This is a genomic window from Methylibium rhizosphaerae (assembly GCF_006386545.1).
Taxonomy (GTDB): Bacteria; Pseudomonadota; Gammaproteobacteria; order Burkholderiales; family Burkholderiaceae_C; genus Pseudorivibacter; species Pseudorivibacter rhizosphaerae.
Genome location: NZ_SWAR01000002.1, coordinates 232,728 through 257,708, shown reverse-complemented (window position 1 = coordinate 257,708; position 24,981 = coordinate 232,728). Strand labels below are relative to the sequence as shown.

Genomic DNA, 24,981 nt, shown 5'->3' with positions numbered 1-24,981 from the left:
CGCGCTGGTGCCGGCGGTGCGGCGCCAGGTGCGGCGCTTCGCGCTGCTGTTCGGCATCGAGATCGAGCTCGACTGCCCCGACAGCCTGCCGACCACGCGCGCACTGGCCAGCGCCCTGTTCCACATGGTCAACGAGACGCTCAACAACGTGCGCAAGCACACGCGGGCGCGCCACGTTCGCATCTCGCTGGCCAGCGACGCCGCCGGCATCTGCCTGCGCGTGCGCGACGACGGCGCCGCGATGAGCGGGCGCCCGGCGGGCGACTTCGTGCCCGGCTCGCTGAGCGAGCGGGTGCGCGAGCTCGGCGGCAGCCTCGAGCTCACGCGGCCCGACGGGCTGAACACCGAGCTCGTGATCCAGGTACCCATCGAGGCGCGGCCGGTGGCGGCGTCTTGAGCCTCTGTAGTTTGTCGTTGGAGGACCTTCCATGGCCTATGCCGCAGCCGTTCGACCGAGTCCTGCCGCACATCCGATCCGCGTCTTCGTGGCGGAAGACCACCAGATCACCCTGTGGGGACTGCGGCGCCTGATCGACGGCGCGCGACCGCACATGGAAGTGGTGGGCACCGCATCGTCGCGCACCGAGCTGCTCAACCATGACGCCGCCGCCGAGGCCGACGTCATTCTGCTCGACCTCGACCTGGCCGGCGAGAACAGCACCGACGCGCTGGCCGACCTGCGCCACCGCTGCCCGGGCCGCGTGCTGGTGCTCACCGGCGCCGACGACGTCGACCGCCACCGCACGGCGGTGATGAAGGGCGCGCGCGGCGTGGTGCACAAGTCGGAGCCGGCCGACGTGATCCTGCGGGCCATCGAGAAGGTCGACGGCGGCGAGGTGTGGCTCAACCGCACGCTGCTGGGCGACGTGCTGGGCCTGCTCACCGACCACCGTGCCGCGCCTGCCGCACAGGCCGACCCGCACCGCGAGCGAATGAGCAGCCTCACGCCGCGCGAGCGCGAGATCGTCGCGGCCATGGTGCGCCGCGCCGGCGCCAAGCAGCTGGTCGTGGCCGACGAGCTGCACATGAGCGAACACACCTTGCGCAACCACCTCACCACCATCTACGGCAAGCTGGGCGTGCACGGCCGGCTCGAGCTGCACGTCTACGCCACCGAGCACGGCCTGGGCAGTGCCGCGCGCACCATGCAGTGAGGCCGCCCGTGCAATCGGCCAGCGATGCTGCCGCCGCCCGCGAGGGCCGGCTCACCGAATGGTTGCTGCGCGCATTCGCGCTGCTGGCCTATGCGTTTGCCGTCAGCAACCTGGCGCTCGCCTGGTGGGGTGACTCCTCCCGCTGGACGCTGCTGCTGTTGCTGCTGATCGAGGGCTACACCCTGCTCATGGTGCTGGTGGCGCGCCCCGCCCGCCTGCGCGACATGGCGCCGCTCACCGTGGCGGCCACGCTGTATGCAGCCTTCTTCTTCGTGCTGCTCGACGCGCGCGGCACCGAGCGCCTGGTGCCGGAGTTCGCCGGCGTGGCCCTGCAGCTCGCCGGCACCTTGTGGCAGTTCGCCTCCAAGCTCGTGCTCGGGCGCTCCTTCGGCCTGCTGCCCGCGCAGCGCGGCCTCGTCACGGCCGGGCCCTACCGCGTGGTGCGCCATCCGATCTACCTGGGCTACCTCGTCGGCCACATCGGCTTCCTGCTGGTGAACTGGTCGTGGCGGAACGCCGCGGTGCTGCTGCTGCTGTATGCCGCGCAGGTGCTGCGCATGCATCGCGAAGAGGTGGTGCTGGCGGCCGGCAGCGACGAGTACCGCCGGTACCAGCAGCAGGTGCGCTGGCGGCTCCTGCCTTTCGTCTACTAGGCCCGCGAATTCCATTCCGGAAGTCGCTCTAGTAGCAATCTCCCCCTTCGCGCACAGCCTCCTCCCATGGCACCACAAGGGTGCGCTGCCTAGCATGAACCCATGTCTATGCAACCCACCCCACGCATGCAGGAGACCCTGCCTGTCATGCCCATCGGCGTGCTCGTCGTCGATGACCAACCGGCCGTGCGCGAGGGCGTTGCACGGCTGATCGCCTGTGCACCGCTGGCGCTGCGTTGCGTGAGCACCGCGGCCAACGGCACCGAAGCACTCAGTGCCGCAGCGCGGCTGCGCCCTGACGTGGTGGTGCTCGACGTGGACCTCGCCGGCGAAGATGGGCTCGACCTCATTGCGCAGCTGCGTGCGACCTCGCGTGTCGTGGTGCTCAGCAGCCACGGCGACAGCGCCACCCGTGCGCGTGCGCGCCAGCTCGGTGCGATGGCCTTCGTCGAGAAGCATGAACCGGCGGCCGAGCTGCTCGGTGCGATCGTCGAAGTCGCGACCCCCCGTTCGCGGGAGGAGGAAGCTCCCGGTGCCTCACGCACAAGCTCCCACCTCCTGCGGGGCGACTCCTCCGATGTGCGCTCCCGCTTCGATTTCTAGAGTAAGCGCCATGGACAACACACCACGCACACGGCGCAGCGACTGGCTCCTCGACGAGTCGGGCGTCACGGCGATCGAGTACGGCCTGCTGGCTGCGCTGATCGCGGTGGCGATCGTCGGGGCGCTCACCGCCACCGGCACCTCGTTGACCGACCTGTATGCCGCCTGGAGCGCCGCGGTGATCGCTGCCATCGGAGGTGCGCTCTAGCACCGGACGGATCACGACGCGATTGGCTGGCCGGCGTCTCACCAACAACAGGCCAGCAGGGTTTCGGTCCGGCCCCTTCGGATCGGTTCTTCGAGTCAACAACCGCAAGGAGCTCGTCATGCAGATCGCACGTTTCATCAAGAAGTTCACCCGCGACGAAGAAGGCGTCACCGCCATCGAGTACGGCCTCATCGCCGCCCTCATCGCCGTGACCATCATCGCCGCCGTCACCCTGGTGGGCGACAACCTGGTGCTGGTGTTCACCGAAATCTCGGACGCACTCGCCGCAGCGCTCTGAGCACGCCGCCTGGTCGGCCGGCGCCCCGCCAGGGCACCGGCTGACGGCGCGACACCACGAACCCAGCTCCGTGCCGATGCACCCCACGACCACCATGCTGCTGCTTGCCATGACCCTGCTCGCCATGCTGCTGTGTGCCGCCGTCGTCACGGACCTGCGTTCCCGCCGCATCCCCAACATCCTGGTGCTGACCGGCCTGGTGATGGCCTTCTCGCTGCACATGCTTGCGCTGATGGGCGGAACCGCGGCGCTGGCCGGCCCGCAATGGTGGGCCCCGCTGGCCGGCTGCGCCGCCGGCCTGGCCGCCCTGATGCCGCTGCACCTGATGCGCGCCTGCGGCGCCGGCGACGTGAAGCTCCTGGCCATGGTGGGCGCCTTCGTCGGCACCCCGGCCGTGCTCACCGCGGCGCTGTACACGCTGCTGGCAGGCGGCCTGCTGTCGGTGCTGTTCATGTTCGGCCGCGGGGTTGCTGCGCAGACGCTCACCAATGTGCGAGTCCTGCTGGCGGACTGGAGGCTGCAAGCCCGGGGTGGCCGCGTCGCGCCGCTCGCGCCGCTGGAGCGCACCGCCGCACGGCTGCCCTATGCGGTGGCCATCGCCACCGGAACCGCCGCGGCCCTGGTGTGGCCGCTGGTCCAACGCTGAACCTGGAAGCCAACGACATGAGCCTGTTCCAGTTCCCGCGCCACAACGCCTCGGCCGCCCAGCTGAACGCCACGCGCCCGGCCCTGCCGCGCGCCCCGCAGACGCCCGAAGAGACCGGCCTGTCGCCCACCTTCCTGGTGGAGCTGGTGGCCAAGGTGATGTACCAGCAAGGCCTCACGCGGCTGACCGACCTTTCCAGCCACCTGTGCCTGGCCGGCACGGTGGTCGAGGCGGTGTGCCAGTTCATGCGCCGCGAAACGCTGCTGGAGGTGTCGCGCCGCGGCCAGCACGAGGCCGACGTGCAGTTCGACCTCACGCAGCACGGTCGCCAGCGTGCCGCCGAATGGCTGGCCCGCAATTCCTACACCGGCGCCGCGCCGGTGCCGCTCGCGGTCTACACCGAGCGCGTGCGCGCGCAGTCGGTGGTCCGCCAGGCGATCACCGATACGCAGATGCGTTCTGCCTTCGCCGACCTCGTCGTGCCGCCGGGCCTGCTCGACCAGATCGGCACCGCCATCAACTCCGCGCGGCCCATGCTGCTGCACGGCCCGGCCGGCTCGGGCAAGACCTTCCTGGCCGAACAGCTGCGCCGGCTGCTCGGCGGCGCGGTGGCCATCCCGCATGCGATCACGGTGCACGGCGAAGTGATCCGGGTGTTCGACGCGCAATGCCACCATGCGATCGCCGACGACTCGCAGCCGCGCTCCGCGCTCGACAACCGCGACAGGCCCGACGCCCGCTGGCTGCTGTGCGAGCGGCCGTGTGTGGTCTCCGGCGGCGAGCTCACGCTCGAGATGCTGGACCTGAGCTTCGACGCACGTGCCGGCTACTACGAGGCGCCGCCGCACTTCAAGGCCAACAACGGCATCTTCATCGTCGACGACCTGGGCCGCCAGGTCATCACGCCGCGCCAGCTGATGAACCGCTGGGTGGTGCCGATGGAGCGGCGCCATGACCACCTGATGCTGCGCAACGGCGGCAAGTTCACCATCCCCTTCGACATGGTGCTGGTGTTCTCGTCGAACCTCACGCCCGCGCAGCTGGAGGACCCGGCCTTCCTGCGCCGCATCGGCAGCAAGATCGCCGTCGGCGCGGTGGAGCTGCCCGAGTACGAGGAGATCTTCCGCCGCGTCTGCGAGGCCGAGGGCATCGAGTACCTGCCGCAGGCCTTCGAGCTGCTTGTGAAGACCTATCACCGCGGGCGCGGGCGGCCGCTGCTGGCCTGCTATCCGCGCGACCTGCTGCAGCTCATCGCCAGCCGCGCCCGCTATCTCGGCGTGGCGCCCCTGCTGTCGCACGAGCTCATCGACTGGGCCTGGCAGGCCTATTTCGGCAACGAGGCGCTGATCGAAGGCGCTTCCCACCAACGCTAGGAGTCCACCATGAGATCCCGTGGCATCTTGATGCTCTTCATCGCCGCGCTGGCCGGCCTGGTCGCCGTGGGGCTGGCCGCGCGCTGGATGCAGAACCAGGGCGGCGACAAGGGCCGCATCGCGGTGGCCAACACCGACATCGAGCTGGGCGGGCGCATCTCGCCCGAGATGGTGCGCATGGTCGAGTGGCCGCAGGGCAGCGTGCCGGTGGGCGCGTTCAGCGACGCCGGCAAGCTCGAGGGCCGCGTGGTCATGGTGGCCATGCAGCGCGGCGAGCCGCTCACCGAAGGCCGGCTCGCGCCGGTGGGCACCAAGGGCGGCCTCTCGGCCGTGGTGCCGGCCGGCAAGCGGGCGATGACCGTGCGGGTCAACGACGTGGTGGGGGTGGCCGGCTTCGCGCTGCCCGGCACCTACGTCGACGTGATGGTCAACACACAGGAAGAGGGCAGCCGGCGCAACGACAAGGACCATGCCATCTCCAAGATCGTGCTGGAGCGCATCCTGGTGCTGGCGGTCGCGCAGGAAGCCGACCGCGATGCAACCAAGCCCAAGGTGGTGAATGCGGTCACGCTCGAAGTGACGCCCACCCAGGCCGAGATGCTGGACCTCGCACGCAGCGTGGGCAGCCTGTCGCTGGTGCTGCGCAACCAGACCGAGGACAAGCCTGCCGAAACCGCCGGCATCACCAAGTCCGAGCTGCTCGGCCAGGCCAAGGTCGCCCCCGAGCCGGTGCAGCCGCCGCCTGCGGCCGCCAGGCCTGCGCCGGCCCGCCGCGCCGCGCCGCGCCCCGCACCCGTCGTCCCGGTCGCCGCCACCGTGCCGGCGGTGGCCGATGCGAGCCGCTGCGTCGAGGTGATCCGGGGCCTGTCCAAGGTCAACGAGTGCTTCTGAGCGAGCGCACCCCACAACCACACCACGGGAGAACGCCGATGCGTCGCCTGTCTTCTTCGACCGGGGCCCCGCGCCATGTGGCGCTGGCCATCGGCCTGGCCCTGCAGACCTGGGCCGCCGTCGCCCAGCCCGCCAAGGCGCAGCCCGTCAAGGCCGCGGCGCCTGCACCCGTGGCCTCGGGCGGCCCGCTGTGCACGCGGGTGGAGGTTGCGCCGATGGTGCACATCCCGGTGGGCAAGTCCACCGTGATCCGCCCGGCGTCGCCGGTGGCGCGCATCCTGCTCGGCAACCCCGAGAACGCCCGCGCCGCACGCCCGGCCGAGACACCCGAGGGCAAGAAGGACGAAGGCGTGAAGGCGCCCGCCATCGACACCCGGCCCGGCGTGGCCGACGTCGACGTGCTGCTGCTGGCGCCCACCGAGGTCTACCTGCTGGGCAAGACCATCGGCTCCACCAACGTGGTGATGCTCGACCGCAGCGGCACCTGCACCGCCTTCGACGTGGTGGTGGGCATGGACACGTCGGCCCTGCAGGCGGTGATCGCCCAGCTGCTGCCCAACGAGAAGGACGTGAAGATCACCGCGGCCTTCGACTCGCTGGTGCTGTCGGGCATGGTGAGCGACAGCGAGGCGCTGGCCCGCGTGACCGACCTGGCCAATGCCTACGTGCGCGGCCGCGGCGAGGGCGGCAACGGTGGTGAACAGCGCAGCACCCGCGTCGTCAACATGCTGGAGGTGGGAGCGCCGCAGCAGGTGATGCTCGAGGTGAAGGTGGCCGAGATCTCCAAGGCCCTGCTCGACAAGTTCGGCATCGACTTCGCTCGCGCCTACGTGCCCTCCGACGGCTCCTTCATGCGCTACCTGTCGGGCATCTTCGGCGGTGCTGCCGGCCTCACCGGCGCGATCTCCGGCACGCAGGGCGCGCTCACCGGCGGCGGCGTCATCGGCTCGGCGAGCAACGGCCAGTCGACCAGCGGCTTCACCGGCCAGGCCGGCAACGCGAGCTTCGGCCAGACGCCGCAGATCCCGCTGGCGGTGGGCAAGAACGTCAGCCAGGTCACGCTCAACATGCAGAAGACCGACGGCCTGGTGAAGGTGCTGGCCGAGCCCACGGTCATGGCCATCAGCGGCCAGACGGGCAGCTTCCTGGCCGGCGGCAAGATCTTCATCCCGGTGGCGCAGACCGACGGCGGCGGCAGCCGCACCATCTCGCTCGAGGAGAAGGAGTTCGGCGTGTCGGTGAAGTTCACGCCGACCGTGCTGGGCAGCGGGCGCATCAACCTGCGCGTGCGGCCCGAGGTGTCGGAGCTCAACAGCGCCGGCGTCACCATCACCGGCGGCGGCCTGAGCGCGGTGCTGCCCTCGTTCACCTCGCGCAAGGCCGAGACCACGGTGCAGCTGATGGACGGCCAGAGCTTCGCGATCGGCGGCCTCATCAAGAACAACACGACCACCAACGTCAAGGCTTTCCCCTTCCTGGGCGAGCTGCCCATCGTCGGCGCGCTGTTCCGCAGCACCGAGTTCCAGACCGACCGGTCGGAGCTGGTGTTCGTGATCACGCCGCGGCTGGTGAAGCCGCTGCCGCCCGACTACAAGCTGCCCACCGACGGCTACACGCCGCCCAGCCGCAGCGAGCTCATCCTGAACGGCAAGGTCGAAGGCCAGCGCAGCAGCAACCCGGCCCCGGCGGGCGAACCGCGTGCCGCCGCCACCGGCGGCTTCGACACCACCAAGGAGACCCAGTGATGCGTGCCAACACTTCGATCGCCGCGGCCGCTGCCGCACTGGCGCTGGGCCTGGCGCTGGGCGGCTGCGCCGCCACCGCGTCGCCCGAATACGACGCCCGCTTCGGCGACAGCGCCCGCGCCATCAAGGCCCAGCAGCTGATCGACCCCGCCGCGCCGCAGCGCCATGCGCAGCAGACGCCGCGCAGCGACGGCCGCACCGTGGTCGAAGCCGGCGCGCGCCATGTGGACACCTACCGCAGGCCGCCGCCGGCCAACGTCATCAACATCGGCGTGGGTGGCGGCAGCAGCCGCTGAGCGACGGGAGGCCCGACGTGAACCACCGCCTGCACAGCCTTGCCACGCCGCGCCGCGCGCAGCAGCGCGGCGGCGTGGCCATCATCGTCGGCCTGGCCATGGCCGTGCTCACCGGCTTCGCGGGCCTCGCGCTCGACGGCGGCCGGCTTTACGTCAACAAGACCGAGCTGCAGAACGCCGCCGATGCCTGCGCGTTGGCCGGCGCCTACGAGCTCACCGCCTCGCCCGCCATCGCGCAGGCCAGCTTCGAGCAGGCCGAGAACGCGGCCCTCACCGTGGCGGCGCGCAACCGCGTGGGCTTCCAGGCCGGCCTCATCGACACGCAGGACGTCACCGTGGTGTTCGGCACCGAGCTGGCGGGCGGCGCCTGGCTGCCGGCCGCCTCCAACCCGCCCGGCGATGCGCGCTACATCCGCTGCACCATCGAAGAGACGGGCATCACGCCGTGGTTCATGCAGGTGCTGGGCATGGGCGAGCAGACGGTGCGTGCCGCCGCCACCGCGACGCTGGAGCATGCCCAGACGGCCTGCGCCATTCCGCTGGGCATGTGCCGGCAGGGCCCGGCGCCCGGCTTCGGGCTGGTGAAGGGCCAGTGGTACGACGGCAAGTTCGATGCGGGCGGCGGGGCCACCGGCAGCTTCAACTGGATCGACTTCTCGCCCCCGGCCGGCGGCGCCAGCGAACTGGGCGGCCTGCTGCGCGGCAACGGCGCCTGCGAGCTGAACATCACCCACCCGGTCGGCGAGCCCGGCAACATGGGCAACGCGGCGGCGCGCGCCTGGAACACCCGCTTCGGCCTGTACAGCGGCTCCGACAACGTGAACAACGCGCCGCCCGACTACACCGGCTACAGCTACACGAGCCAGAACTGGCCCTCGCGCAGCAACGCGATCGACGACTTCCTCGCGCGGCGCACCACCGGCGCCAACTACGGCAGCAACGTGCAGGCCGGCAATGCGATCACCGGCCTGTCGATCAGCAACTCGTACAACCCGGTCACGCCCACCACTTCGCACCGCCAGTACGGGGCGAACCGGCGGCTCGCGGTGGCACCCGTCGTCAACTGCTCGAGCTGGGGTTCGAGCCAGACGGTGCCGATCGAGGCCTGGGCCTGCGTGCTGATGCTGCACCCCATCAGCCACCCGTCGGACATCGTCTACATGGAGTTCGAGGGCCTGGCCGACGATCCTTCGAGCCCGTGCGCCACCTCCGGCGTGGTGGGCGGCGTGGGCAGCGCGGGGCCGCTGGTGCCGGGGCTGGTGCAATGAAGCGCAAGCCGCTTTCGCAACGTTCGCGCGGCGTGGCCGCGGTCGAACTGGCCATCACCCTCGTGCCCATGCTGATGGTGGCGCTGGGCGTCACCGAATACGGCCGCGCGATCTACACCTACAACACGCTGGACAAGGCCGTGCGCGATGCGGCGCGCCACCTCACCACGGTGGTGCCCACCAACCCCAACCCGAAGGGCGATGCGCGCAACCTGGTGCTGTACGGCAACGTCGAAGGCACCGGGCCGCTGCTCGCAGCGGGCCTCGACGCCTCGATGGTGGTGATCGACGACGCCGCCAGCGACCCGGCCGGGCACACCATCAGCACCGGCACCGGCACCATCAACCTGGTGACGGTGCGCATCGTCGGCTACCAGCACAACTCGGTCGTCACCTACGTGGCGCCCGCCACGCTCGACTTTGGCGCGATCAGCGTCACGATGAGGTCGCACCTATGAATCCCACTGCCTGCAGGAAGTCGCAGCGCGGCGTCGCCGCGGTCGAGTTCGCCATCGTCGGCGCGCTGTTCTTCATGGTGCTGCTGGGCGCCATGGAAATGGCCCGCCTGCTGTGGACCTGGAACGCCGCCGGCGAAGCCACCCGGCTGGGCGCGCGGCTCGCGGTGGTGTGCGACAAGGACGACCCGGTCATCAAGGCGCGCATGCGCCAGATGCTCGCCGCGCTCGACAACTCGCACATCACGATCGACTACCTCAACTCGGGCCAGCCGGTGAATTCGTGCACCCCGTCGACCTGCAAGTCGGTGCGCGTCACGCTGGCCGGCTACACGCACCAGCCCATCATCCCCTTCGCGGCCCTGTCGGTGCCGATCCCGCAGTTCCAGACCACCTTGCCCAAGGAATTCATGCAGAGCGCGGGCAACCCCGCCTGCGCCCTGTGATGCCCTTTGAAAGAGCCGCCATGAAGATCAAGCTCATCACCCCCGACGCACGCCATGCCGAGGCCTGGATGTCGGCCCTCTCCGCCGAGCCGGCGCTGCAGGCTCACCCGATCGTGCGGCCGCTGCGCGACGTGAACGTGCTGGTCAACGGCAGCCGCCCCGACATGGTGGTGGCCGAGACCATGACGCCGCAGGACTTCGAGGCCCTCGAGCGGCTGGCGGCGGCGCATCCCGAGGTGGACTACGTGCTGGTGGGCAACGAGCTCAGCCCCGAGTTCCTGATGCGCGCCATGCGCGTGGGCGTGCGCGAGGTCTTGCCGGCCCCTGCATCCGCCGAAGCGGTGCTGGCCGCGCTGCGCCGCCAGCTGCGCAAGCGCGCGCCGGTGCAGGCGGGCGCGCACGAGCCCGGCCGCGTCTTCGCCTTCGTCTCGTGCAAGGGGGGCAGCGGCGCCACCTTCGCGGCGGCCAACCTGGCCCACATGCTGGCCGACGGCGGGCAACGCCGCGTCGCCCTCATCGACATGAACCTGCAGTTCGGCGATGCGGCGCTGTTCGTGAGCAGCGAGCGGCCGGTGAGCAACGTGGCCGACGTGGCGCACAACATCGCCCGCCTCGATGCCGACCTGCTGCGCTCGGCGATGAACCAGGTGGCGCCCGGCCTGTGGGTGCTGGCCGCGCCGGACGACCCGGCGCATGCGGCCGACGTGACGCCCGCGCATGTGGAGGCCATCGTGCACATGGCGCAGGGCATGTTCGACTTCGTCGTCATCGACGCCGGCCGTTCGCTGAGTGCGGTGTCGCTGCAGGCGCTGGACCTGGCCGACCGGGTGTTCGCCGTGCTGCAGCTCACGCTGCCGTTCATCCGCGACGGCAAGCGGCTGCGTGACGTGTTCCGCTCGCTCGACTACCCCGAGGACAAGATCCAGTGGATCGTCAACCGCTACCAGAAGGGCGGCCAGCTCACGCTCGAGGACCTGCAGAAGACGCTCGGCCTCAGGCAGGTGCTCACGCTGCCCAACCAGTACGAGGTGGTGGCCGCCTCGGTCAACCAGGGCGTGCCGGTGGACAGCATCGCGCCCGGCAGCGCCATCGCCCGCGCCCTGCGCGAGCTGGCCGAGGCCATTGCGCCCGGCGCCGCGCAGCCGCAGCGCGGCAAGTGGCTCACCGGCCTGTTCCGCGCGACCCATTGAACAACCGAAGCCAGAAAGGGACAGAACCATGAGCCTGCGCGAAAGACTGGGTGCCGCCCAGGGGTTCACCGCCGCGGAGCCGGCACTCGAGCCCGCCGGACTGCCCACGCGCGCCTACCAGGAGACCAAGGCGCGCATGCACCAGCTGCTGCTCGGGCGGCTCGACCTGGAGGCGATGGAAAGCCTCTCTCAGGACTCGCTCAAGGAGGAGCTGCGCCAGATGGTGGAGCGGCTGCTGGCCGAAGAGAATCTGGTGCTCAACGCCGGCGAGCGGCGCAACCTGGTGCGCGACATCCAGTACGAGATGCTGGGCTTCGGGCCGCTGGAGCCGCTGCTCGCCGACCCCACGGTGTCTGACATCCTGGTCAACACCCACCAGCAGATCTACGTCGAGCGCAAGGGCCGGCTGGAGCTCACCGACATCACCTTCATCGACGACGCGCACCTGCTCAAGATCATCGACAAGATCGTCTCGCGCATGGGCCGCCGGGTCGACGAGTCCAGCCCCATGGTCGATGCCCGGCTGCCCGACGGCTCCCGCGTGAACGCGATCATCCCGCCGCTGGCCATCGACGGGCCCATCCTGTCGATCCGGCGGTTTTCCGCGGTGCCGCTGCAGATCGACAACCTGGTCGAGTTCCGCTCGATGTCGGCCGAGATGGCCCAGTTCATCGGCGCGCTGTCCGAGGCCAAGGTCAACATCCTCATCTCGGGGGGCACCGGCTCGGGCAAGACCACGCTGCTCAACATCCTGTCGGGCTACATCCCGGCGGCCGAGCGCGTGGTCACCATCGAGGACGCCGCCGAGCTGCAGCTGCAGCAGCCGCACGTGGTGCGGCTCGAGACCCGCCCGCCCAACATCGAAGGCCGCGGCGAGGTGACGCAGCGTGCGCTGGTGCGCAACGCGCTGCGCATGCGGCCCGACCGCATCATCCTCGGCGAGACGCGCGGCCCCGAGGCGCTGGACATGCTGCAGGCCATGAACACCGGCCATGAAGGCTCCATGACCACGGTGCATGCCAACACGCCGCGCGACGCGCTGGCGCGGCTCGAAAGCATGATCGCGATGGCCGGCGTGGACCTGCCGGCGCGCGCCGCCCGTGCGCAGATCGCCTCGGCCATCGGCGTGGTGATCCAGGCCAACCGCCTGTCCGACGGCACCCGCAAGCTGACCAGCATCCAGGAGATCACCGGCATGGAAGGCGACACGCTCACCATGCAGGAGATCTTCGCCTTCAAGCAGACCGGCGTGGCGGCCAACGGCGCGGTGGAAGGCCACTTCAGCGCCACCGGGGTGCGACCGCGCTTCTGGGAGCGGCTGGTGACCCGCGGCATCTCGCTGCCCGAAACCCTGTTCGCGCCGGTGCGGCGCGTGGTCTGAGCAGGAGGCCGCCATGGACCTCTCATTCGTGCTGTTCGCGGTGGTGGCCTTCCTGGCCGTGGTGCTGCTCTGCGAAGGCCTCTACAACCTCTGGTCCTCGCACAACAGCGCCGAGGCCCGGCGCATCGCGTCCCGCCTGGCCGCGTTGTCGGGCGAGATGCACACGCAGGCCAGCATCGAGCGCAGCGTCGAGCCCTCGCGCCTGCCGCGCCTGAACGAATGGCTCGGCCGCGCCACGGCCGGCCAGAAGCTGCAGCGCTTCGTGAGCGCCTCGGCGATGGCGGTCTCGCCGGTGGAGCTGATGCTGCTGTCGGGCATCCTGGCCACGGGCGGGATGCTGCTGCCGGTGCTGCTGGGCAAGCCGCCGGTCTTCGGCGCGGTGCTCGGCCTCGTGCTGGCCCTGCTGCCCTGGTGGCGGGTGGCCAGGCGGCGAGCCGAACGCATCGAGCGCATCGAACGCCAGTTCCCCGAGGCGCTCGACCTCATGGGCCGTGCCATGCGCGCCGGCCATGCCTTCCCGACGGCGGTGAAGATGGTCGGCGACGAGATGGCCGAGCCGCTGGGGCGCGACTTCCGCATCCTGTTCGACGAGATGAACTACGGCGTGCCGGCGAACGAGGCGCTGGCCCACCTGGCCGAGCGCGTGCCGCTGCCCGACGTGAGCTACTTCGTGGTGGCGGTGATGATCCAGCGCGAGTCGGGCGGCAACCTCGCCGAACTGCTGGACAAGATCGCCTCCATCGTGCGCCAGCGCCTGAAGCTGTTGGGCGAGATCCGCACGCTGTCGGCCGAGGGGCGCCTGTCGGCCGTGATCCTCACCGCGCTGCCCTTCGTGGTGGCGCTGGTGGTGAACCTGGTGAACCCGAAGTTCATGGCGGTGCTGTGGACCGACCCGGCCGGCCTGCGCATCGTGGGCATCGCGCTGCTCATGATGGTGGTGGGCATCCTGTGGATGCGCCAGATCATCCGCATCCGCGTGTGACGCCCACCCCCCGCCTGAAGAGGAGATGAACATGAGTCCCGTGCAGATCGCGATCCTGGCGCTGGTCTTCGTGGTGGTGGTGGCCGGCGTGCTCGGCGCCTCGGCGCTCTTGCGGCCGAGCGCCGCGCGCCGCCGGCTCGACCTGCTGGCCGGCGAGGGCCCGGCGCACAAGCCGGCGAGCCTGGACCGCTGGCTCACCGTGCTGGCCGAGTTCACCCGCCCGGTGAGCCGGCTGTCCATGCCCGAGGAGGGCTTCGAGAAGTCGAGCATCCGCCTGCGCTTCCTGCATGCGGGCATCCGCAGCTCGGCGGCGGCGCCGGCCTTCTTCGGCATCAAGACGGTGCTCACGCTCGGCCTGCCGATGGCCGGCTTCGCGCTGCTCACGGTGGCCGGCTCGCCGCTCAAGGGCAACGGCCTGCTGATGGCCATGCTGGGCCTGGCGGCGGTGGGCTACTACGGGCCCAACGCAGTGCTGTCGCGGCTGGTGTTCGTGCGCCAGCGCGAGATCTTCGAGAGCTTCCCCGATGCGCTGGACCTCATGACGGTGTGCGTCGAGGCAGGACTGGGCACCGAGGCGGCCATGCTGCGGGTGGCCGACGACCTGCAGCTCAAGAGCCCGGCGCTGGCCGAGGAGCTGCGGCTGGTGAACCTGGAGCTGCGCGCCGGTGCCGACCGCGAGCGCGCCTTGCGCAACCTCGCCATCCGCACCGGCGTGGAGGAGGTGGACGGGTTCGTCGCGATGATCAGCCAGGCCGAACGCTTCGGCACCAGCATCGCCGCCTCGCTGCGGGTGCATGCCGAGATGCTGCGCACCCGCCGCCGCCAGAAGGCGGAGGAGGCGGCCGCCAAGATCGCGCTGAAGCTGCTGTTCCCGCTGATCTTCTGCATCTTCCCTTCGCTGATGGTCGTGCTGATGGGGCCCGCGATGATCCAGATCTACCGCGTGCTGCTGCCCACCATGGCCGGTCGATGAACCCCTTGCCCGTCGTTGTTGGAGGCGCTGCCATGTTTGATTCCCGAACCCTGGCCCTCACCGCCATTGCCCTGGCCCTGGCCGGCTGTGCAGGCCCCGCGCCCGAGGCCTGGCGAGTCGAGCCGAACTACCGCGTCTCGCACGCCGCCCCCGGCATGGCGCCGGGCTATGCGGCGCTGGCCCGGCAATACGAAGGCGAGCGCCGCTGGTCCGACGCGCTGCAGGCCTGGCGCCGCGCCGCCGCGCAGGCGCCCGGCGACGTCGACGTGCTCGATGCGCTGGGCGTCGCGCTGGCGGGACAGGGGCATCACGAAGAGGCGGTGGCGGTGCTGCGGCAGGCCGTCGCCCTGGCGCCGCAACGCGCCCGGCTGCACAACAACCTGGGCTATGCGCTGATCCTGGCCGGCCGCGACGACGAGGCCCGCGACCCGCTGCGCACCGCGGTGCTGCTCGACCCGGCCCATGCGATGGCGCGGGCCAACCTGCAGCGGGTGGCGCCTGCCGTCGAGCCGGCCATTGCCGCCGCTGCGCCTGCGGCCGTCGTTGACGCGGCACCGGCCACCCCGGCGGCCCCTGCCGCGACCCAGGTGCAGACCGAACCGACCATTGCGCCGCTGCAGGTGGTGCGCGAAGCCGCGGTGGCGGCCGAGCCCGAGGCGCCGCCGCCGTTGCCCCAGCCGGCGCGGCTGCAGGGCCTGCGGGTGGAGATCGCCAACGGCAACGGGATCACCGGCATGGCGGCCTGGGTGAGCGGCTGGCTGCAGCAGCGCGGCCTGGGCTCGCGTGCCCGCCTGACCAACCTCTTGCCCTATGCCGAGCCGGCCACGGTGGTGTACTACCGCAGCGGCTTCGCCGCCGAAGCGCAGGAGATCGCCAGCCGCATGCCGCTGCCGGCGGCGCTGGCCGAGCAGCCCGCCGGGCCCTCGCGCAGCGACGTGCGGGTGGTGCTGGGGCACGACCTGCGCGAACAGGTGGCGCTGGCCGTGAACCACGCCACGCCGCGTTGACCCTGCGGCCCTCCGACGGGGGAAACCTCCCCCCTTCGGTGGCCCTCATCGACGGGATGGCGCCGCCGCGGCCGGGCGCGAACAATCCCGGCATTCCAGACAAGAGACAAGCCATGTTCGACCCCGCCATGCCCTGCCGCCGCGCCACGCCGCGCTCGCCGCAACGCCAGCTGTTCGACCGGTTCGCCCGCTCGCGCGGCTACAACGCCGGCGACTTCGATATCGAGGAAGACCGCTCCGACGCGCTGGCGGGCGTGCTGGCCACCAGCGCGCCGCTGGTGTCGGTGCGCTGCCGCTCCACCGGGGTCGAACGGGTGTACGTCGGCGGCCATGGCTGGCTCGCCGCCACCCTGCTCGACCTCGACGGCGGCTACTTCGCCGTTCGCCGCCGCTGACGGCGCGGCAAGAAGGCCGCCTCAGGCGGCCACCGGCTCCGACTCCCACGGCGGGGTCGTCGAGCCTGCGGCCTGGGCCGCCGGCTCGCCCTGGGGCGCCACGGGCGGCTGCCCGGGCTCCTGCTCCCCGCCCAGCGCGGCAATCAGGTCCGGGATCATCTGCCCCAGCTCACCGGTGGTGAGCGCCACGTCGGCATCGAAGCCGTTGTCTTCGGGCTTGCCGTCGGACCCCGCGCCTTCGAGCACCACGTCCAGCAGCTTGATCTTCTTGACCGCCAGCGTTTCGGTCAGCACGAAGGACACCCGGCCCGACCAGGTCATTGCGAGCTGCGTGGGCAGCTTGCCCTGCTTGATGTGCTCGCCCACCTCGTCCATCTCGAGCGTGTGGCGCAGGTATTTCACCGTGGCCTTTTCGCTGTCGGGTTGCTTGAGCTCGCATTCGCGGTCGATCGAGAAGCCGGCAGGCGCCTCCTGCGACGACAGCCACTCCGACATCGCGGCGGCGGGCGACACCTGGGTCTGCAGCGGCGCCAGCATGATGCCGCCGCCCAGCAGCTCGACCAGCTGGCTCACGATGCCGTCGGCCTTCTTGAGGCTCGCGGCGCCCACGATCACCAGCTGCGGCTTGGGGGCGAGCCACACGTAGGTGGTGCCGCGCTTCGGGAAGGCGCGCGGCAGCAGCTCATGGACGATCTCTTCCTTGAGCTCCTTCGCGCGCTTGCCCTTGGGGCGGCGGCCGGTGTCCTGCTCCACCTTGTCGAGCCGCGTCTCCAGCTCGGCCTTCACCGCCGAGGCGGGCACCGCCTTGCGCTCCACGCACAGCTTGAGCACCGTCTGCCCGCCGATGGTTTCGACCAGGGCGCCGTGCTTCTCGCCGCGCGGCTCCACCCAGCCGGAGGACTCCATCTGCGAGGCGCCGCATTCGATGAAGCGGGAGCCGTCGAGGCGGCCTTCGATTTCGCTCAGCGGCGGCGGCTGCCACTGCGTGATGCGATAGATCAGGATGTTCTTGAACATCGTCGCAACCAGGTCACTTCGCCGGCGTTTCCGGCAGTTCGATCTTCACTTCGAGCACGTCGAGATGGTCCTGGCGCTCCAGGTTCACCTTGATGTCGTCGGGCTTGATCGACACGTATTTCGAGATCACCGCGACGAGCTCGCGCTGCAGGTCGGGCAGATAGTTGGGGCGTGCGCCGCCGCGGCCGGAGCGCTCGTGCGCCAGGATGATCTGCAGCCGCTCCTTCGCGACGGTCGCGGTGGGCTTCTTCTCGCCCAGCAAACGGGACAGGAAGGACATGGGTGCTTACCTCCCGCCGCCGAACACGCGCTTGAAGAAGCCGGGCTTCACCGCGTCGGTGAAGCGCATCGGCTTGTCTTCGCCGAGGAAGCGGCCGACCACGTCCTTGTAGGCCTCCGACACTTCGGTGCCCTTCATGTGGATGGCCGGGATGCCCTGGTTCGACGCGTCGAGCACCGTCTCGGACTCGGGGATCACGCCGATGAGCGGGATGCGCAGGATCTCCTGGATGTCGGTGAGCGACAGCATCTGCCCGCCCTGCACGCGGTTGGGGTTGTAGCGGGTGATCAGCAGGTGCTCCCTGATCGGCTCCTTGCCTTCGATGGCCCGCCTGGTCTTGGAGGCCAGGATGCCGAGGATGCGGTCGGAATCGCGCACCGACGAAACCTCGGGGTTGGTGACCACCAGGGCTTCGTCGGCGTAGTGCATCGCCATCAGGGCGCCGGTCTCGATGCCGGCGGGCGAGTCGCACACGATGTACTCGAAGCCCATGTCGGCCAGGTCCTTGAGCACCCGCTCCACGCCGTCCTGCGTCAGCGCTTCCTTGTCGCGCGTCTGCGAGGCCGCCAGCACGAACAGGTTCTCGCACTGCTTGTCCTTGATGAGCGCCTGGTTGAGGTTGGCCTCGTTGTGGATCACGTTGATGAGGTCGTACACCACGCGCCGCTCGCAACCCATGATGAGGTCGAGGTTGCGCAGGCCGACGTCGAAGTCGATCACGGCGGTCTTGTGGCCGGCCAGGGCCAGGCCTGACGCGAAGCTCGCGCTGGTGGTCGTCTTGCCGACGCCTCCCTTGCCGGAGGTCACGACGATGATCTTGGTGGCCATCGGGTATGGGTCCTTTCGAAACTGGAAACTGCTAAGCCTTCAGCGGCTCGACGATGAGCTTGTCGCCTTCGAGGCGCACCGAAGCGGGCTTGCCGAGCACGTCGGCCGGCCAGGGCACTTCGGTGGTGCGGTAGGTGCCCGCAATGGAGACGAGCTGCGCCTCCATGCAGGTGGTGAAGATGCGGGCCTGCTCGTAGCCCTTGGCGCCGGCGATCGCACGGCCGCGCAGCGGCGCATACACGTGGATGCTGCCGTCGGCGATGACCTCGGCGCCCGGGTTCACCGCCGCGAGCACCACCACGTCGGCGCCCTTGGCATACACCTGCTGGCCTGAACGAAGCGGCTTGTCGATGAGCAGGGTGCGCACCGCCTGCTGGTGCTGCTGTGGCGGCGGTGGTTGCTGCTGCGCCTGTTGCGGCGCAGGCGAGGGGGCCTCGGGCTGCTTCGGCGCTTCAGCCTGGGTTGTTGCGGGCTCGGCCGCTTCGGCGCGCGCCGGCAGGCCGCCTTCGGGGGCCTCGGCCAGGCCGGCAGCCAGCGCGTCGGCCATCTGCTGCGGGCTGCCGCCCTTGGCGGCGATGGGCAGCATGCGGTGCTGCCGCAGCAGCCCGATCAGCGCGGCGAAGTCGATCGCCTCGGCCGCCTCGCGCACCGGTGACAGGTCGATCGCCACCGGGTCGTTGTCGAAGAGCTCCGGCGTGGCGCCGATGCGCGTGTCCAGCTCTTCGGCCAGCCTGGCGAGGTCGGTGGTCTTGAGTACCACACACACCAGCGTCAGCGCGGCGCTCCGCAGGGCAAAGGCCGCAGTGGCGGGAGCGTGGGAGCGGGAGACGACAGCCATGAAACGGTACGAGGGGCGAAAGGTCGCAAGTGTATCGACCGCGGATGATGCGGCAGGCGCGGGCGGCCCTCGTAATCGATTGTTCGGGCCGCATGTCACGCACCTGGCATGCGGCCACTGCCCTCAACGCGGCGCCAGCAGCTTGCTCAGGCGGTCCTCGGTGCCGGGCAGGCGCTCGAGCTTCGGGTAGCGCAGGCCGCCGCGGTAATCGATGCGCACGATGCGGTAGTCGTCGCCTTCCTTCAGGAGCAGCTCCAGCCCCCGGCCGTCCTTGGCGGCGGTGACGGCGTCCTTCAGCAGCTCGGGCTTGAAGGCCCGCAGGTTCACCGCCACCAGCGTGGCGCCGGGGGCGACGCCGGCGCGCCAGGCCGGGCTGTCCCAGTTCACCGTGGTCAACTTGCCGCTGCCGTTGTCCACCGACAGGCCGATGGAATGGTTCAGGTGGGTGCGCTTGGCGTCGGCCTCCTCCGCCTTGAAGGACTCGCTCGGCGTTTCGGTGTAGACGAGCTTCCAGCCGCCGCGCGCCAGGCCGTCGAGCGGCGCCTTGTCGTGGCTGTCGAGCCGTTCGCGCAGGAAGCGGGCCCAGTCGTGGGCCAGCACGCCGTTGAGCGTCTTCACCACGTCGTCGAAGGTGTACGTGAGGGGCGCGACCCGGCCGTCCTCCACGCCGAAGAAGGCACGGGCGAAGTCGTCGAGCGACTTCCTGCCGCCCGAGCGTTCGCGGATCAGCGTGTCGGCATCGAGCCAGATGAGCGCAGCCTCGTCGTAGTAGTCGGCGCCGCGCTGCCAGTCGGCCCAGTCCTTCTGCGCCCGCCAGCCGATGATGGCTTCCTGCGTGGTGTCCTGCAGGTTGCGCCACTGGCGGCCGGCGCGGCGTTCGGCCCAGGCGGCGATCGTGGCCCAGCCGTCGCGCGCCTGTTCGAGCGTGGCCAGGCCGGTGCGGACGGTGAGCACGTTGCCCCAGTACTGCGTCTGGCCTTCGTAGACCCACAGCAGGCTGTCGCGCATCGGTTCGTTGTAGTGCGCGGTGGTCAGCTCGGCAGGGCGGCGGAACTTGCCGTTCCACGAGTGCACGTATTCATGCGGCAGCAGGTCGCGCGACAGGATTGCCTTGCCCCAGTCCTTGAAGTAGCCGGGCTTCACGGCGTTCTCGCTCGACTGGTGGTGCTCCAGGCCGATGCCGCCGAAGCTGTCGCTCATGGCGAGCAGGAAGTCGTAGTGCGCGAAGTGGCGCGCGCCGAACAGCCGGTCGCCCTGCAGCACGAGCTGCCGGTGCGCGTTGAGCTGCTCGACGGTGGCCGTGATGTGCGACGGGTCGTCGCCCATCATGTTGAGCACCACCGGGCGGCGCGAGCCCGGTCCTTCGAGCTCGACCCGCCTGAAGTGCCGGCCGGCGAAGACAGGCGAATCGACCAGTGTCTCGACCGAGACGTTGCGGTAGTGGGTCCAGCCTTCGGCGGCCGGCCGGGCCGGGTCGGGCCGCAGCGCGGTGCCGTGCTGCCAGCCGGCGGGCAGCTTCAGGCTGGGCGCCACCTCGATGCGGCTCGCCGCATGGCCGGCCGGGTACAGCAGCACCGTGTGCCACTGCACGCCGAGCATCTCGCGGGTCATCGTCACGCGCCCGGTGTCGCTGGTGACGGGCGACAGGTGCTCGAATTCCAGCTGCAGCGCACTTGCGCCTTGCGGCACGTCGACGTGGAAGACGTGCGGCTCCACCGCGTCGCGTGTCCACGCCAGCGGCGTGCCGCCGGCGCTGACCTTCAGGCCGGCCAGCTTGCCGGCGTCGGCCGTAGGGCCGTGGTGGCCTGGGATCCAGCGCGGATACAGCAGCGTGAGCCGGCCGGCCTGCACCGGCAGCGTTTCACGCACGCGAAATATCTTGCGGTCAAGGTCGGTGGCGTCGACCTGCAGCGAGATGGGGCCCAGATAGGGTTCGTCCTTGGCAGCCGCCAGCCCTTGTGAGGCGGCGGCGAAGGCCATGCACAGGCTGCTGGCGAACACCAGTGCCCGTCGCGACAGTCGGTTGAATGTCATGAATGTTGGCAGTCCCTTGTGAAAGCGCGCACGATAACGGAGACGGGCGCCCCGTGCCGCGCCCGAAGGAACACGAGACGATGAAACACGTGAGTCTGCCGGGTGGCGAGAAGGTGCCGGCGCTGGGGCTGGGCACCTGGCGCATGGGCGAGTCGGCACGCACCCGCGCCGGCGAGGTGGCGGCCGTGCGAGAGGCCATCGAGATGGGCTACCGGCTCATCGACACCGCCGAGATGTATGGCGAAGGCGGCGCCGAGAGCGTGGTCGGCGAGGCGCTGCGCGGCGCGGTGCAGGCGGGAGACGTGAGGCGGGAAGAGCTGTTCATCGTGAGCAAGGTCTACCCGCACAACGCCAGCCGTGCCGGCACGGTGGCCGCCTGCGAACGCAGCCTGGCGCGGCTGGGGCTCGATCACATCGACCTGTACCTGCTGCACTGGCGGGGCTCGCACCCGCTGCGCGAGACCGTCGAAGGGTTCGAGGCGCTGCGCGCCCGGCAGAGCATCCGCCACTGGGGTGTGAGCAACTGTGACGTCGACGACCTGCAGGAGCTGTGGCCGGTGTCGGGCGCCTGCGCGGCCAACCAGGTGTGGTACTCGATGAGCCAGCGCGGCGTCGAGTTCGACCTGCTGCCGTGGCAGCGTGAACGCGGCGTGCCCCTGATGGCCTACAGCCCGATCGACCAGGCCGAGCTTGCCCGCAACATCATGCTCGCCGAGCTCGGCCTGCGGCGCGGCATCACCGCGGCCCAGCTGGCACTGGCCTGGACGCTGCGTGACGGCGGCGTGATCGCCATCCCCAAGGCGGTGAAGACCGAACACCTGCGCGCGAACCTGGCGGCCGCCGACGTGCAGCTCGACCGCGAGACGCTGGCCGCCCTCGACACCGCCTTCCCGCCGCCGAAGCGCCGGCAGCCCCTGGCGGTGAACTGAGCGGGGGGCGCTGCAGCGCCCGGCGCCTGAGCAGGCGCGCCGCCAGGGAACGCCGCCTGCGCCAAAAACCGCACGGTTGACGGCCCTGGAACCGGTGGCGGACAAAGGTTTGCACCTGGTCCTTTCCGACCGGCATGGCCGGGGGATTTATCCTTGGCGCTTTTTGCGCCGGTTGGCGCAGCTTGCAAACCAGGAAAAGTCGCTGAGGTTGAGTCGATGAGCAATGTGTACGAATCGAAGGTTCTGGACGTCCACCACTGGACCGACCGGCTGTTTTCCTTCACCACCACCCGCGACCCCGGTTTCCGCTACCAGAGCGGCCAGTTCACGATGATCGGTCTCCAGGTCGACGGCCGCCCGCTGCTGCGCGCCTACTCGATGGTGAGCCCGCACTACGAAGAGAACCTCGAGTTCCTGAGCATCAAGGTGCAGGACGGCCCGCTCACCTCGCGCCTGCAGCATGTGAAGCCCGGCGACACGGTGCTCATCGGCCGCAAGGCCTCCGGCACCTTGCTGCTGCAGAACCTGCTGCCGGGCAGGACGCTGTACCTGCTGTCCACCGGCACCGGCCTAGCCCCCTTCATGAGCGTGATCCGCGACCCCGAGGTGTACGAGCACTTCGAGAAGGTGGTGCTGGTGCACGGCTGCCGCCAGGTCGACGAACTGGCCTACCACGACCTCATCGAGCACGACCTCAAGAAGAACGAGTTCTTCGGCGAGCAGGTCGCCACGCAGCTCATCTACTACCCCACCGTCACCCGCGAGGCCTTCCGCAACCAGGGCCGCCTCACCACGCTGCTCGAGACCGGCAAGCTGTTCCAGGACATCGGCCGCAAGGCCGACCTGGAGCAGGACCGCTTCATGCTGTGCGGCAGCCCGGAGATGCTGAAGGACGTGCGCGCCTGGTTCGACAAGCTCGGCCTCAAGGAAGGCAACATGAGCCACCAGGGCCACTATGTGATCGAGCGGGCCTTCGTCGAGAAGTGAGCCGGTGGAGCCTGCACCGCTCGGGCTGCGGCGCTGCTGCTCGGCTCGGCTGAGCCGCAACGCCGCAGCCGCCTCTATTTGACGGCCTTGAACACCGTCACGCCGAGGATGAGCGCCAGCACGAACAGCACCACGAAGATGAAGAAGAGAACCTTCGCGATACCCGCTGCGCCGGCGGCAATGCCGGTGAAGCCGAACAGGCCGGCCACCACGGCGATCACTGCAAAGATCAACGCCCACTTGAGCATGATGAGTCTCCTTTTCCCCGCGCAGAAAAACACGCGGGTGTGGAGTCGATGCTAGGAAGCGCTGCCCTGCACCGGCAGCGGCGCAGGGCTCGTCCGGCTGTCAGCCCCGGCTGACGCCGTGGCGCGGCCGCGCGCGAATGACGCGGGGATGTTGTCCATCGGCAGCGGCGTGCGGTCCTTCACCGCATCGATCCAGTCGCCGGTGCTGGCCACCGCCGCGAAACGGCTGTGGAACACCACGCTGAACACGCGGTGGATCTCCTCGGCGCTCGCGCTGCCGGCGCCGTTGGCATAGGGGATGGCGCCGCTCGCGTCGGCGAGGAACTCGACCTTGAGGCCGCGATGCGTGGCTTCGAAGACAGTGGAGGCATCGCAATTCTGGGTCATGTAGCCCACCACGGTGAGGGTGTCGATGCCGTGCCGGCTCAGCCAGTCGGCGAAGTCCGTGCCGGTGAAGACGCTGGGCCAGTGCTTCTCGATGTAGTGGTCTCGGGGGCGGCCGGCCACGGCTTCATGCAACGGCCAGTGAGTCGTGCCCTTGCCGAACAGCGGCGACTCGGGCGGCTCCGAGTGCTGCACCACCACCACCGGGATGCCGGCGGCATGCGCCGCATCCATGGCACGGGCGATGTTGGGCAGGGTCTGCTCGACCGGCGGGTATTCGATCTGCAGGCCGCCGGTGAAGTATTCGTTCTGCACGTCGATCACCACGAGGGCGCGGCGGGGCGAGGCTTGCGAGGTCATGCGGGGCTCCTTTGGGGTAACACCGGCGATGCCGGCATGGGAGGCATTCTTGGCCGCCGCGGCCCGGTCCGACAGTGGCCCGAATGACAACATTCGATAGAATCGGGCCATGCCTCGATCCCGCCCGGCACCCCCCTCGAAGCCCGGCCGCGAAGACACGATCGCAGTGCTCGCGTTCGACGGCATCAGCCCCTTCCACCTGTCGGTGCCCTGCCTGGTGTTCGGGGAGGAGCGTGACGAACAAGGTGTTCACCGCTACCGCCTGCGGGTGTGCAGTGAAGAAGGCGGGCCGCTGCGCACCAATGCCGGCTTCCGCATCGAGGCGGCCCACGGCCTGCGCGCGCTGGCGCAGGCCGGCATGGTGATCGTGCCGTCATGGCGCGACGACCTGCGCCGCCCGCCCGAAGCCTTGCTCAGCGCGCTGCGCAGCGCTCACCAGCGCGGCGCGCGCATCGTGGGCCTGTGCCTGGGTGCCTTCGTGCTGGCCGAGGCTGGTCTGCTCGACGGCCGCCCCGCTGCCACGCACTGGCACCTCGGGCCGGCCTTCGCCGAGCGCTACCCGCAGGTGAGGCTCGAGCCGCAGGTGCTCTACGTGGACGACGGCGACGTCGTCACCTCGGCCGGCACCGCCGCGGCCATCGACTGCTGCCTGCACCTGCTGCGGCAACGGCATGGCGCCGAAGTGGCCAACCGTGCGGCCCGCCGCATGGTGGTGGCGCCGCACCGCCAGGGCGGCCAGGCGCAATTCATCGAGCAGCCCATGCCGGAGTCGGGCGCCGGCCACCGCCTGGGCAAGGTGCTGGCCTGGCTGACCAGGCACCTCGACCAACCGCACAGCCTCGACGCGCTCGCCGAGCGCGCGGCCATGAGCCGGCGCACTTTCACACGGCATTTCCGGCAGGTCACCGGCACGACCGTCGTGCAATGGCTGCTGAACCAGCGGCTGTCCAGGGCGCAACGCCTGCTCGAAACCACCGACCGCCCGATCGACACGGTGGCGCTCGATGCAGGCTTCGGCTCGGCGGTGTCGTTGCGGCAGCACTTCGCGGCCGCGTTCGGCACCTCGCCGCTGGCCTACCGGCGGCAGTTCCGCGGCGCGTGATGCCGCCGCG

At 70.2% G+C, this 24,981-nt stretch carries 30 protein-coding genes; 23 read left to right on the top strand and 7 right to left on the bottom strand.

All coding sequences use genetic code 11. The annotated features are described in order from the left end of the window. Positions 1-428 precede the first annotated feature (428 nt). From E8D38_RS02520 to E8D38_RS02430, 19 genes are all read left to right on the top strand, one after another. The gene (locus E8D38_RS02520; protein WP_140626138.1) at positions 429-1,154 is read left to right on the top strand and encodes a response regulator; all 726 of its coding nucleotides are present in this window, start codon (positions 429-431) and stop codon (positions 1,152-1,154) included. Between the two features lie 8 nt (positions 1,155-1,162). Continuing rightward, the gene (locus E8D38_RS02515; RefSeq protein ID WP_140626137.1) at positions 1,163-1,807 is read left to right on the top strand and encodes a methyltransferase family protein; all 645 of its coding nucleotides are present in this window, start codon (positions 1,163-1,165) and stop codon (positions 1,805-1,807) included. Positions 1,808-1,909: 102 nt separating this feature from the next. Next, on the top strand, positions 1,910-2,410 hold the full coding sequence (locus tag E8D38_RS02510; RefSeq protein WP_140626136.1) for a response regulator: 501 nt from the start codon (positions 1,910-1,912) through the stop codon (positions 2,408-2,410). Between the two features lie 10 nt (positions 2,411-2,420). Further along, positions 2,421-2,618, top strand: a complete 198-nt coding sequence (locus E8D38_RS02505) for a Flp family type IVb pilin (RefSeq protein WP_140626135.1) — start codon at positions 2,421-2,423, stop codon at positions 2,616-2,618. 118 nt (positions 2,619-2,736) lie between these two features. Beyond that, entirely contained in the window at positions 2,737-2,916 is a 180-nt protein-coding gene (locus E8D38_RS02500) for a Flp family type IVb pilin (protein WP_140626134.1), read from the top strand. Positions 2,917-2,992: 76 nt separating this feature from the next. Then, entirely contained in the window at positions 2,993-3,562 is a 570-nt protein-coding gene (locus tag E8D38_RS02495) for an A24 family peptidase (protein WP_246099323.1), read from the top strand. 17 nt (positions 3,563-3,579) lie between these two features. Further along, the gene (locus tag E8D38_RS02490; RefSeq protein ID WP_246099314.1) at positions 3,580-4,935 is read left to right on the top strand and encodes a P-loop NTPase family protein; all 1,356 of its coding nucleotides are present in this window, start codon (positions 3,580-3,582) and stop codon (positions 4,933-4,935) included. A gap of 9 nt (positions 4,936-4,944) precedes the next feature. Further along, entirely contained in the window at positions 4,945-5,826 is an 882-nt protein-coding gene (cpaB, locus tag E8D38_RS02485; RefSeq protein WP_140626133.1) for a Flp pilus assembly protein CpaB, read from the top strand. Positions 5,827-5,864: 38 nt separating this feature from the next. Further along, positions 5,865-7,571: a type II and III secretion system protein family protein gene (locus E8D38_RS02480; RefSeq protein WP_140626132.1), complete on the top strand. Its 1,707-nt coding sequence runs from the start codon at positions 5,865-5,867 to the stop codon at positions 7,569-7,571. Then, the gene (locus tag E8D38_RS02475) at positions 7,571-7,867 is read left to right on the top strand and encodes a hypothetical protein (protein WP_140626131.1); all 297 of its coding nucleotides are present in this window, start codon (positions 7,571-7,573) and stop codon (positions 7,865-7,867) included. Before E8D38_RS02480 ends, E8D38_RS02475 begins: the two co-directional genes overlap by 1 nt. Before the next feature lie 17 nt (positions 7,868-7,884). Next, on the top strand, positions 7,885-9,135 hold the full coding sequence (locus tag E8D38_RS02470) for a pilus assembly protein TadG-related protein (protein WP_219851620.1): 1,251 nt from the start codon (positions 7,885-7,887) through the stop codon (positions 9,133-9,135). After that, the gene (locus E8D38_RS02465; protein ID WP_140626130.1) at positions 9,132-9,593 is read left to right on the top strand and encodes a TadE/TadG family type IV pilus assembly protein; all 462 of its coding nucleotides are present in this window, start codon (positions 9,132-9,134) and stop codon (positions 9,591-9,593) included. The genes E8D38_RS02470 and E8D38_RS02465 overlap by 4 nt, the downstream gene beginning before the upstream one ends. After that, a complete protein-coding gene (locus E8D38_RS02460) occupies positions 9,590-10,036 on the top strand; it encodes a TadE/TadG family type IV pilus assembly protein (RefSeq protein WP_140626129.1) in 447 nt (148 codons plus the stop codon). The genes E8D38_RS02465 and E8D38_RS02460 overlap by 4 nt, the downstream gene beginning before the upstream one ends. A 20-nt stretch (positions 10,037-10,056) precedes the next feature. Next, on the top strand, positions 10,057-11,226 hold the full coding sequence (locus E8D38_RS02455; RefSeq protein WP_181178897.1) for a CpaE/TadZ family protein: 1,170 nt from the start codon (positions 10,057-10,059) through the stop codon (positions 11,224-11,226). Between the two features lie 28 nt (positions 11,227-11,254). Further along, positions 11,255-12,607, top strand: coding sequence for a TadA family conjugal transfer-associated ATPase (locus E8D38_RS02450; protein WP_140626127.1), 1,353 nt, complete (start codon positions 11,255-11,257; stop codon positions 12,605-12,607). Between the two features lie 13 nt (positions 12,608-12,620). Next, positions 12,621-13,589: a type II secretion system F family protein gene (locus tag E8D38_RS02445; protein ID WP_140626126.1), complete on the top strand. Its 969-nt coding sequence runs from the start codon at positions 12,621-12,623 to the stop codon at positions 13,587-13,589. Positions 13,590-13,620: 31 nt separating this feature from the next. Continuing rightward, complete coding sequence (locus tag E8D38_RS02440; protein WP_140626125.1) at positions 13,621-14,562, top strand: type II secretion system F family protein; 942 nt, start codon at positions 13,621-13,623, stop codon at positions 14,560-14,562. 32 nt (positions 14,563-14,594) lie between these two features. Continuing rightward, the gene (locus E8D38_RS02435) at positions 14,595-15,569 is read left to right on the top strand and encodes a LytR C-terminal domain-containing protein (RefSeq protein WP_181178896.1); all 975 of its coding nucleotides are present in this window, start codon (positions 14,595-14,597) and stop codon (positions 15,567-15,569) included. 113 nt (positions 15,570-15,682) lie between these two features. Further along, positions 15,683-15,964, top strand: coding sequence for a hypothetical protein (locus E8D38_RS02430; RefSeq protein WP_140626123.1), 282 nt, complete (start codon positions 15,683-15,685; stop codon positions 15,962-15,964). A 21-nt stretch (positions 15,965-15,985) separates the two neighbouring features. Here E8D38_RS02430 and E8D38_RS02425 read toward each other — a convergent pair whose 3' ends face one another. The 5 genes from E8D38_RS02425 to E8D38_RS02405 form a co-directional block, all read right to left on the bottom strand. Next, positions 15,986-16,981: a recombination-associated protein RdgC gene (locus tag E8D38_RS02425; RefSeq protein ID WP_140626122.1), complete on the bottom strand. Its 996-nt coding sequence runs from the start codon at positions 16,979-16,981 to the stop codon at positions 15,986-15,988. A 13-nt stretch (positions 16,982-16,994) separates the two neighbouring features. Then, a complete protein-coding gene (minE, locus tag E8D38_RS02420; protein ID WP_140626121.1) occupies positions 16,995-17,261 on the bottom strand; it encodes a cell division topological specificity factor MinE in 267 nt (88 codons plus the stop codon). Between the two features lie 6 nt (positions 17,262-17,267). After that, positions 17,268-18,089 carry a septum site-determining protein MinD gene (gene minD, locus E8D38_RS02415; protein ID WP_140626120.1) on the bottom strand — a complete coding sequence of 274 codons (822 nt, stop codon included), beginning with the start codon at positions 18,087-18,089 and terminating at the stop codon, positions 17,268-17,270. Between the two features lie 31 nt (positions 18,090-18,120). Beyond that, the gene (gene minC, locus E8D38_RS02410; protein WP_140626119.1) at positions 18,121-18,927 is read right to left on the bottom strand and encodes a septum site-determining protein MinC; all 807 of its coding nucleotides are present in this window, start codon (positions 18,925-18,927) and stop codon (positions 18,121-18,123) included. 123 nt (positions 18,928-19,050) lie between these two features. Further along, positions 19,051-20,961 carry a M61 family metallopeptidase gene (locus E8D38_RS02405; protein ID WP_140626118.1) on the bottom strand — a complete coding sequence of 637 codons (1,911 nt, stop codon included), beginning with the start codon at positions 20,959-20,961 and terminating at the stop codon, positions 19,051-19,053. Between the two features lie 80 nt (positions 20,962-21,041). On the opposite strand from E8D38_RS02405, the gene E8D38_RS02400 reads away from it, so the two are divergent. From E8D38_RS02400 to E8D38_RS02390, 3 genes are read left to right on the top strand one after another with little or no spacing between them, the layout of a single operon-like run. Further along, complete coding sequence (locus E8D38_RS02400) at positions 21,042-21,890, top strand: aldo/keto reductase (RefSeq protein ID WP_140626117.1); 849 nt, start codon at positions 21,042-21,044, stop codon at positions 21,888-21,890. Between the two features lie 10 nt (positions 21,891-21,900). Next, on the top strand, positions 21,901-22,110 hold the full coding sequence (locus E8D38_RS29455; RefSeq protein WP_140626188.1) for a gamma-butyrobetaine hydroxylase-like domain-containing protein: 210 nt from the start codon (positions 21,901-21,903) through the stop codon (positions 22,108-22,110). Then, positions 22,107-22,877 carry a ferredoxin--NADP reductase gene (locus tag E8D38_RS02390; protein ID WP_140626116.1) on the top strand — a complete coding sequence of 257 codons (771 nt, stop codon included), beginning with the start codon at positions 22,107-22,109 and terminating at the stop codon, positions 22,875-22,877. Before E8D38_RS29455 ends, E8D38_RS02390 begins: the two co-directional genes overlap by 4 nt. A 74-nt stretch (positions 22,878-22,951) precedes the next feature. On the opposite strand, the gene E8D38_RS02385 is transcribed toward E8D38_RS02390, so the two are convergent. Together E8D38_RS02385 and E8D38_RS02380 are read right to left on the bottom strand one after the other, a co-directional pair. Continuing rightward, a complete protein-coding gene (locus tag E8D38_RS02385) occupies positions 22,952-23,125 on the bottom strand; it encodes a DUF1328 domain-containing protein (protein ID WP_140626115.1) in 174 nt (57 codons plus the stop codon). Positions 23,126-23,176: 51 nt separating this feature from the next. Beyond that, on the bottom strand, positions 23,177-23,869 hold the full coding sequence (locus E8D38_RS02380; protein ID WP_140626114.1) for a cysteine hydrolase family protein: 693 nt from the start codon (positions 23,867-23,869) through the stop codon (positions 23,177-23,179). 109 nt (positions 23,870-23,978) lie between these two features. On the opposite strand from E8D38_RS02380, the gene E8D38_RS02375 reads away from it, so the two are divergent. Continuing rightward, the gene (locus E8D38_RS02375) at positions 23,979-24,971 is read left to right on the top strand and encodes a GlxA family transcriptional regulator (RefSeq protein ID WP_140626113.1); all 993 of its coding nucleotides are present in this window, start codon (positions 23,979-23,981) and stop codon (positions 24,969-24,971) included. Positions 24,972-24,981 lie beyond the last annotated feature (10 nt).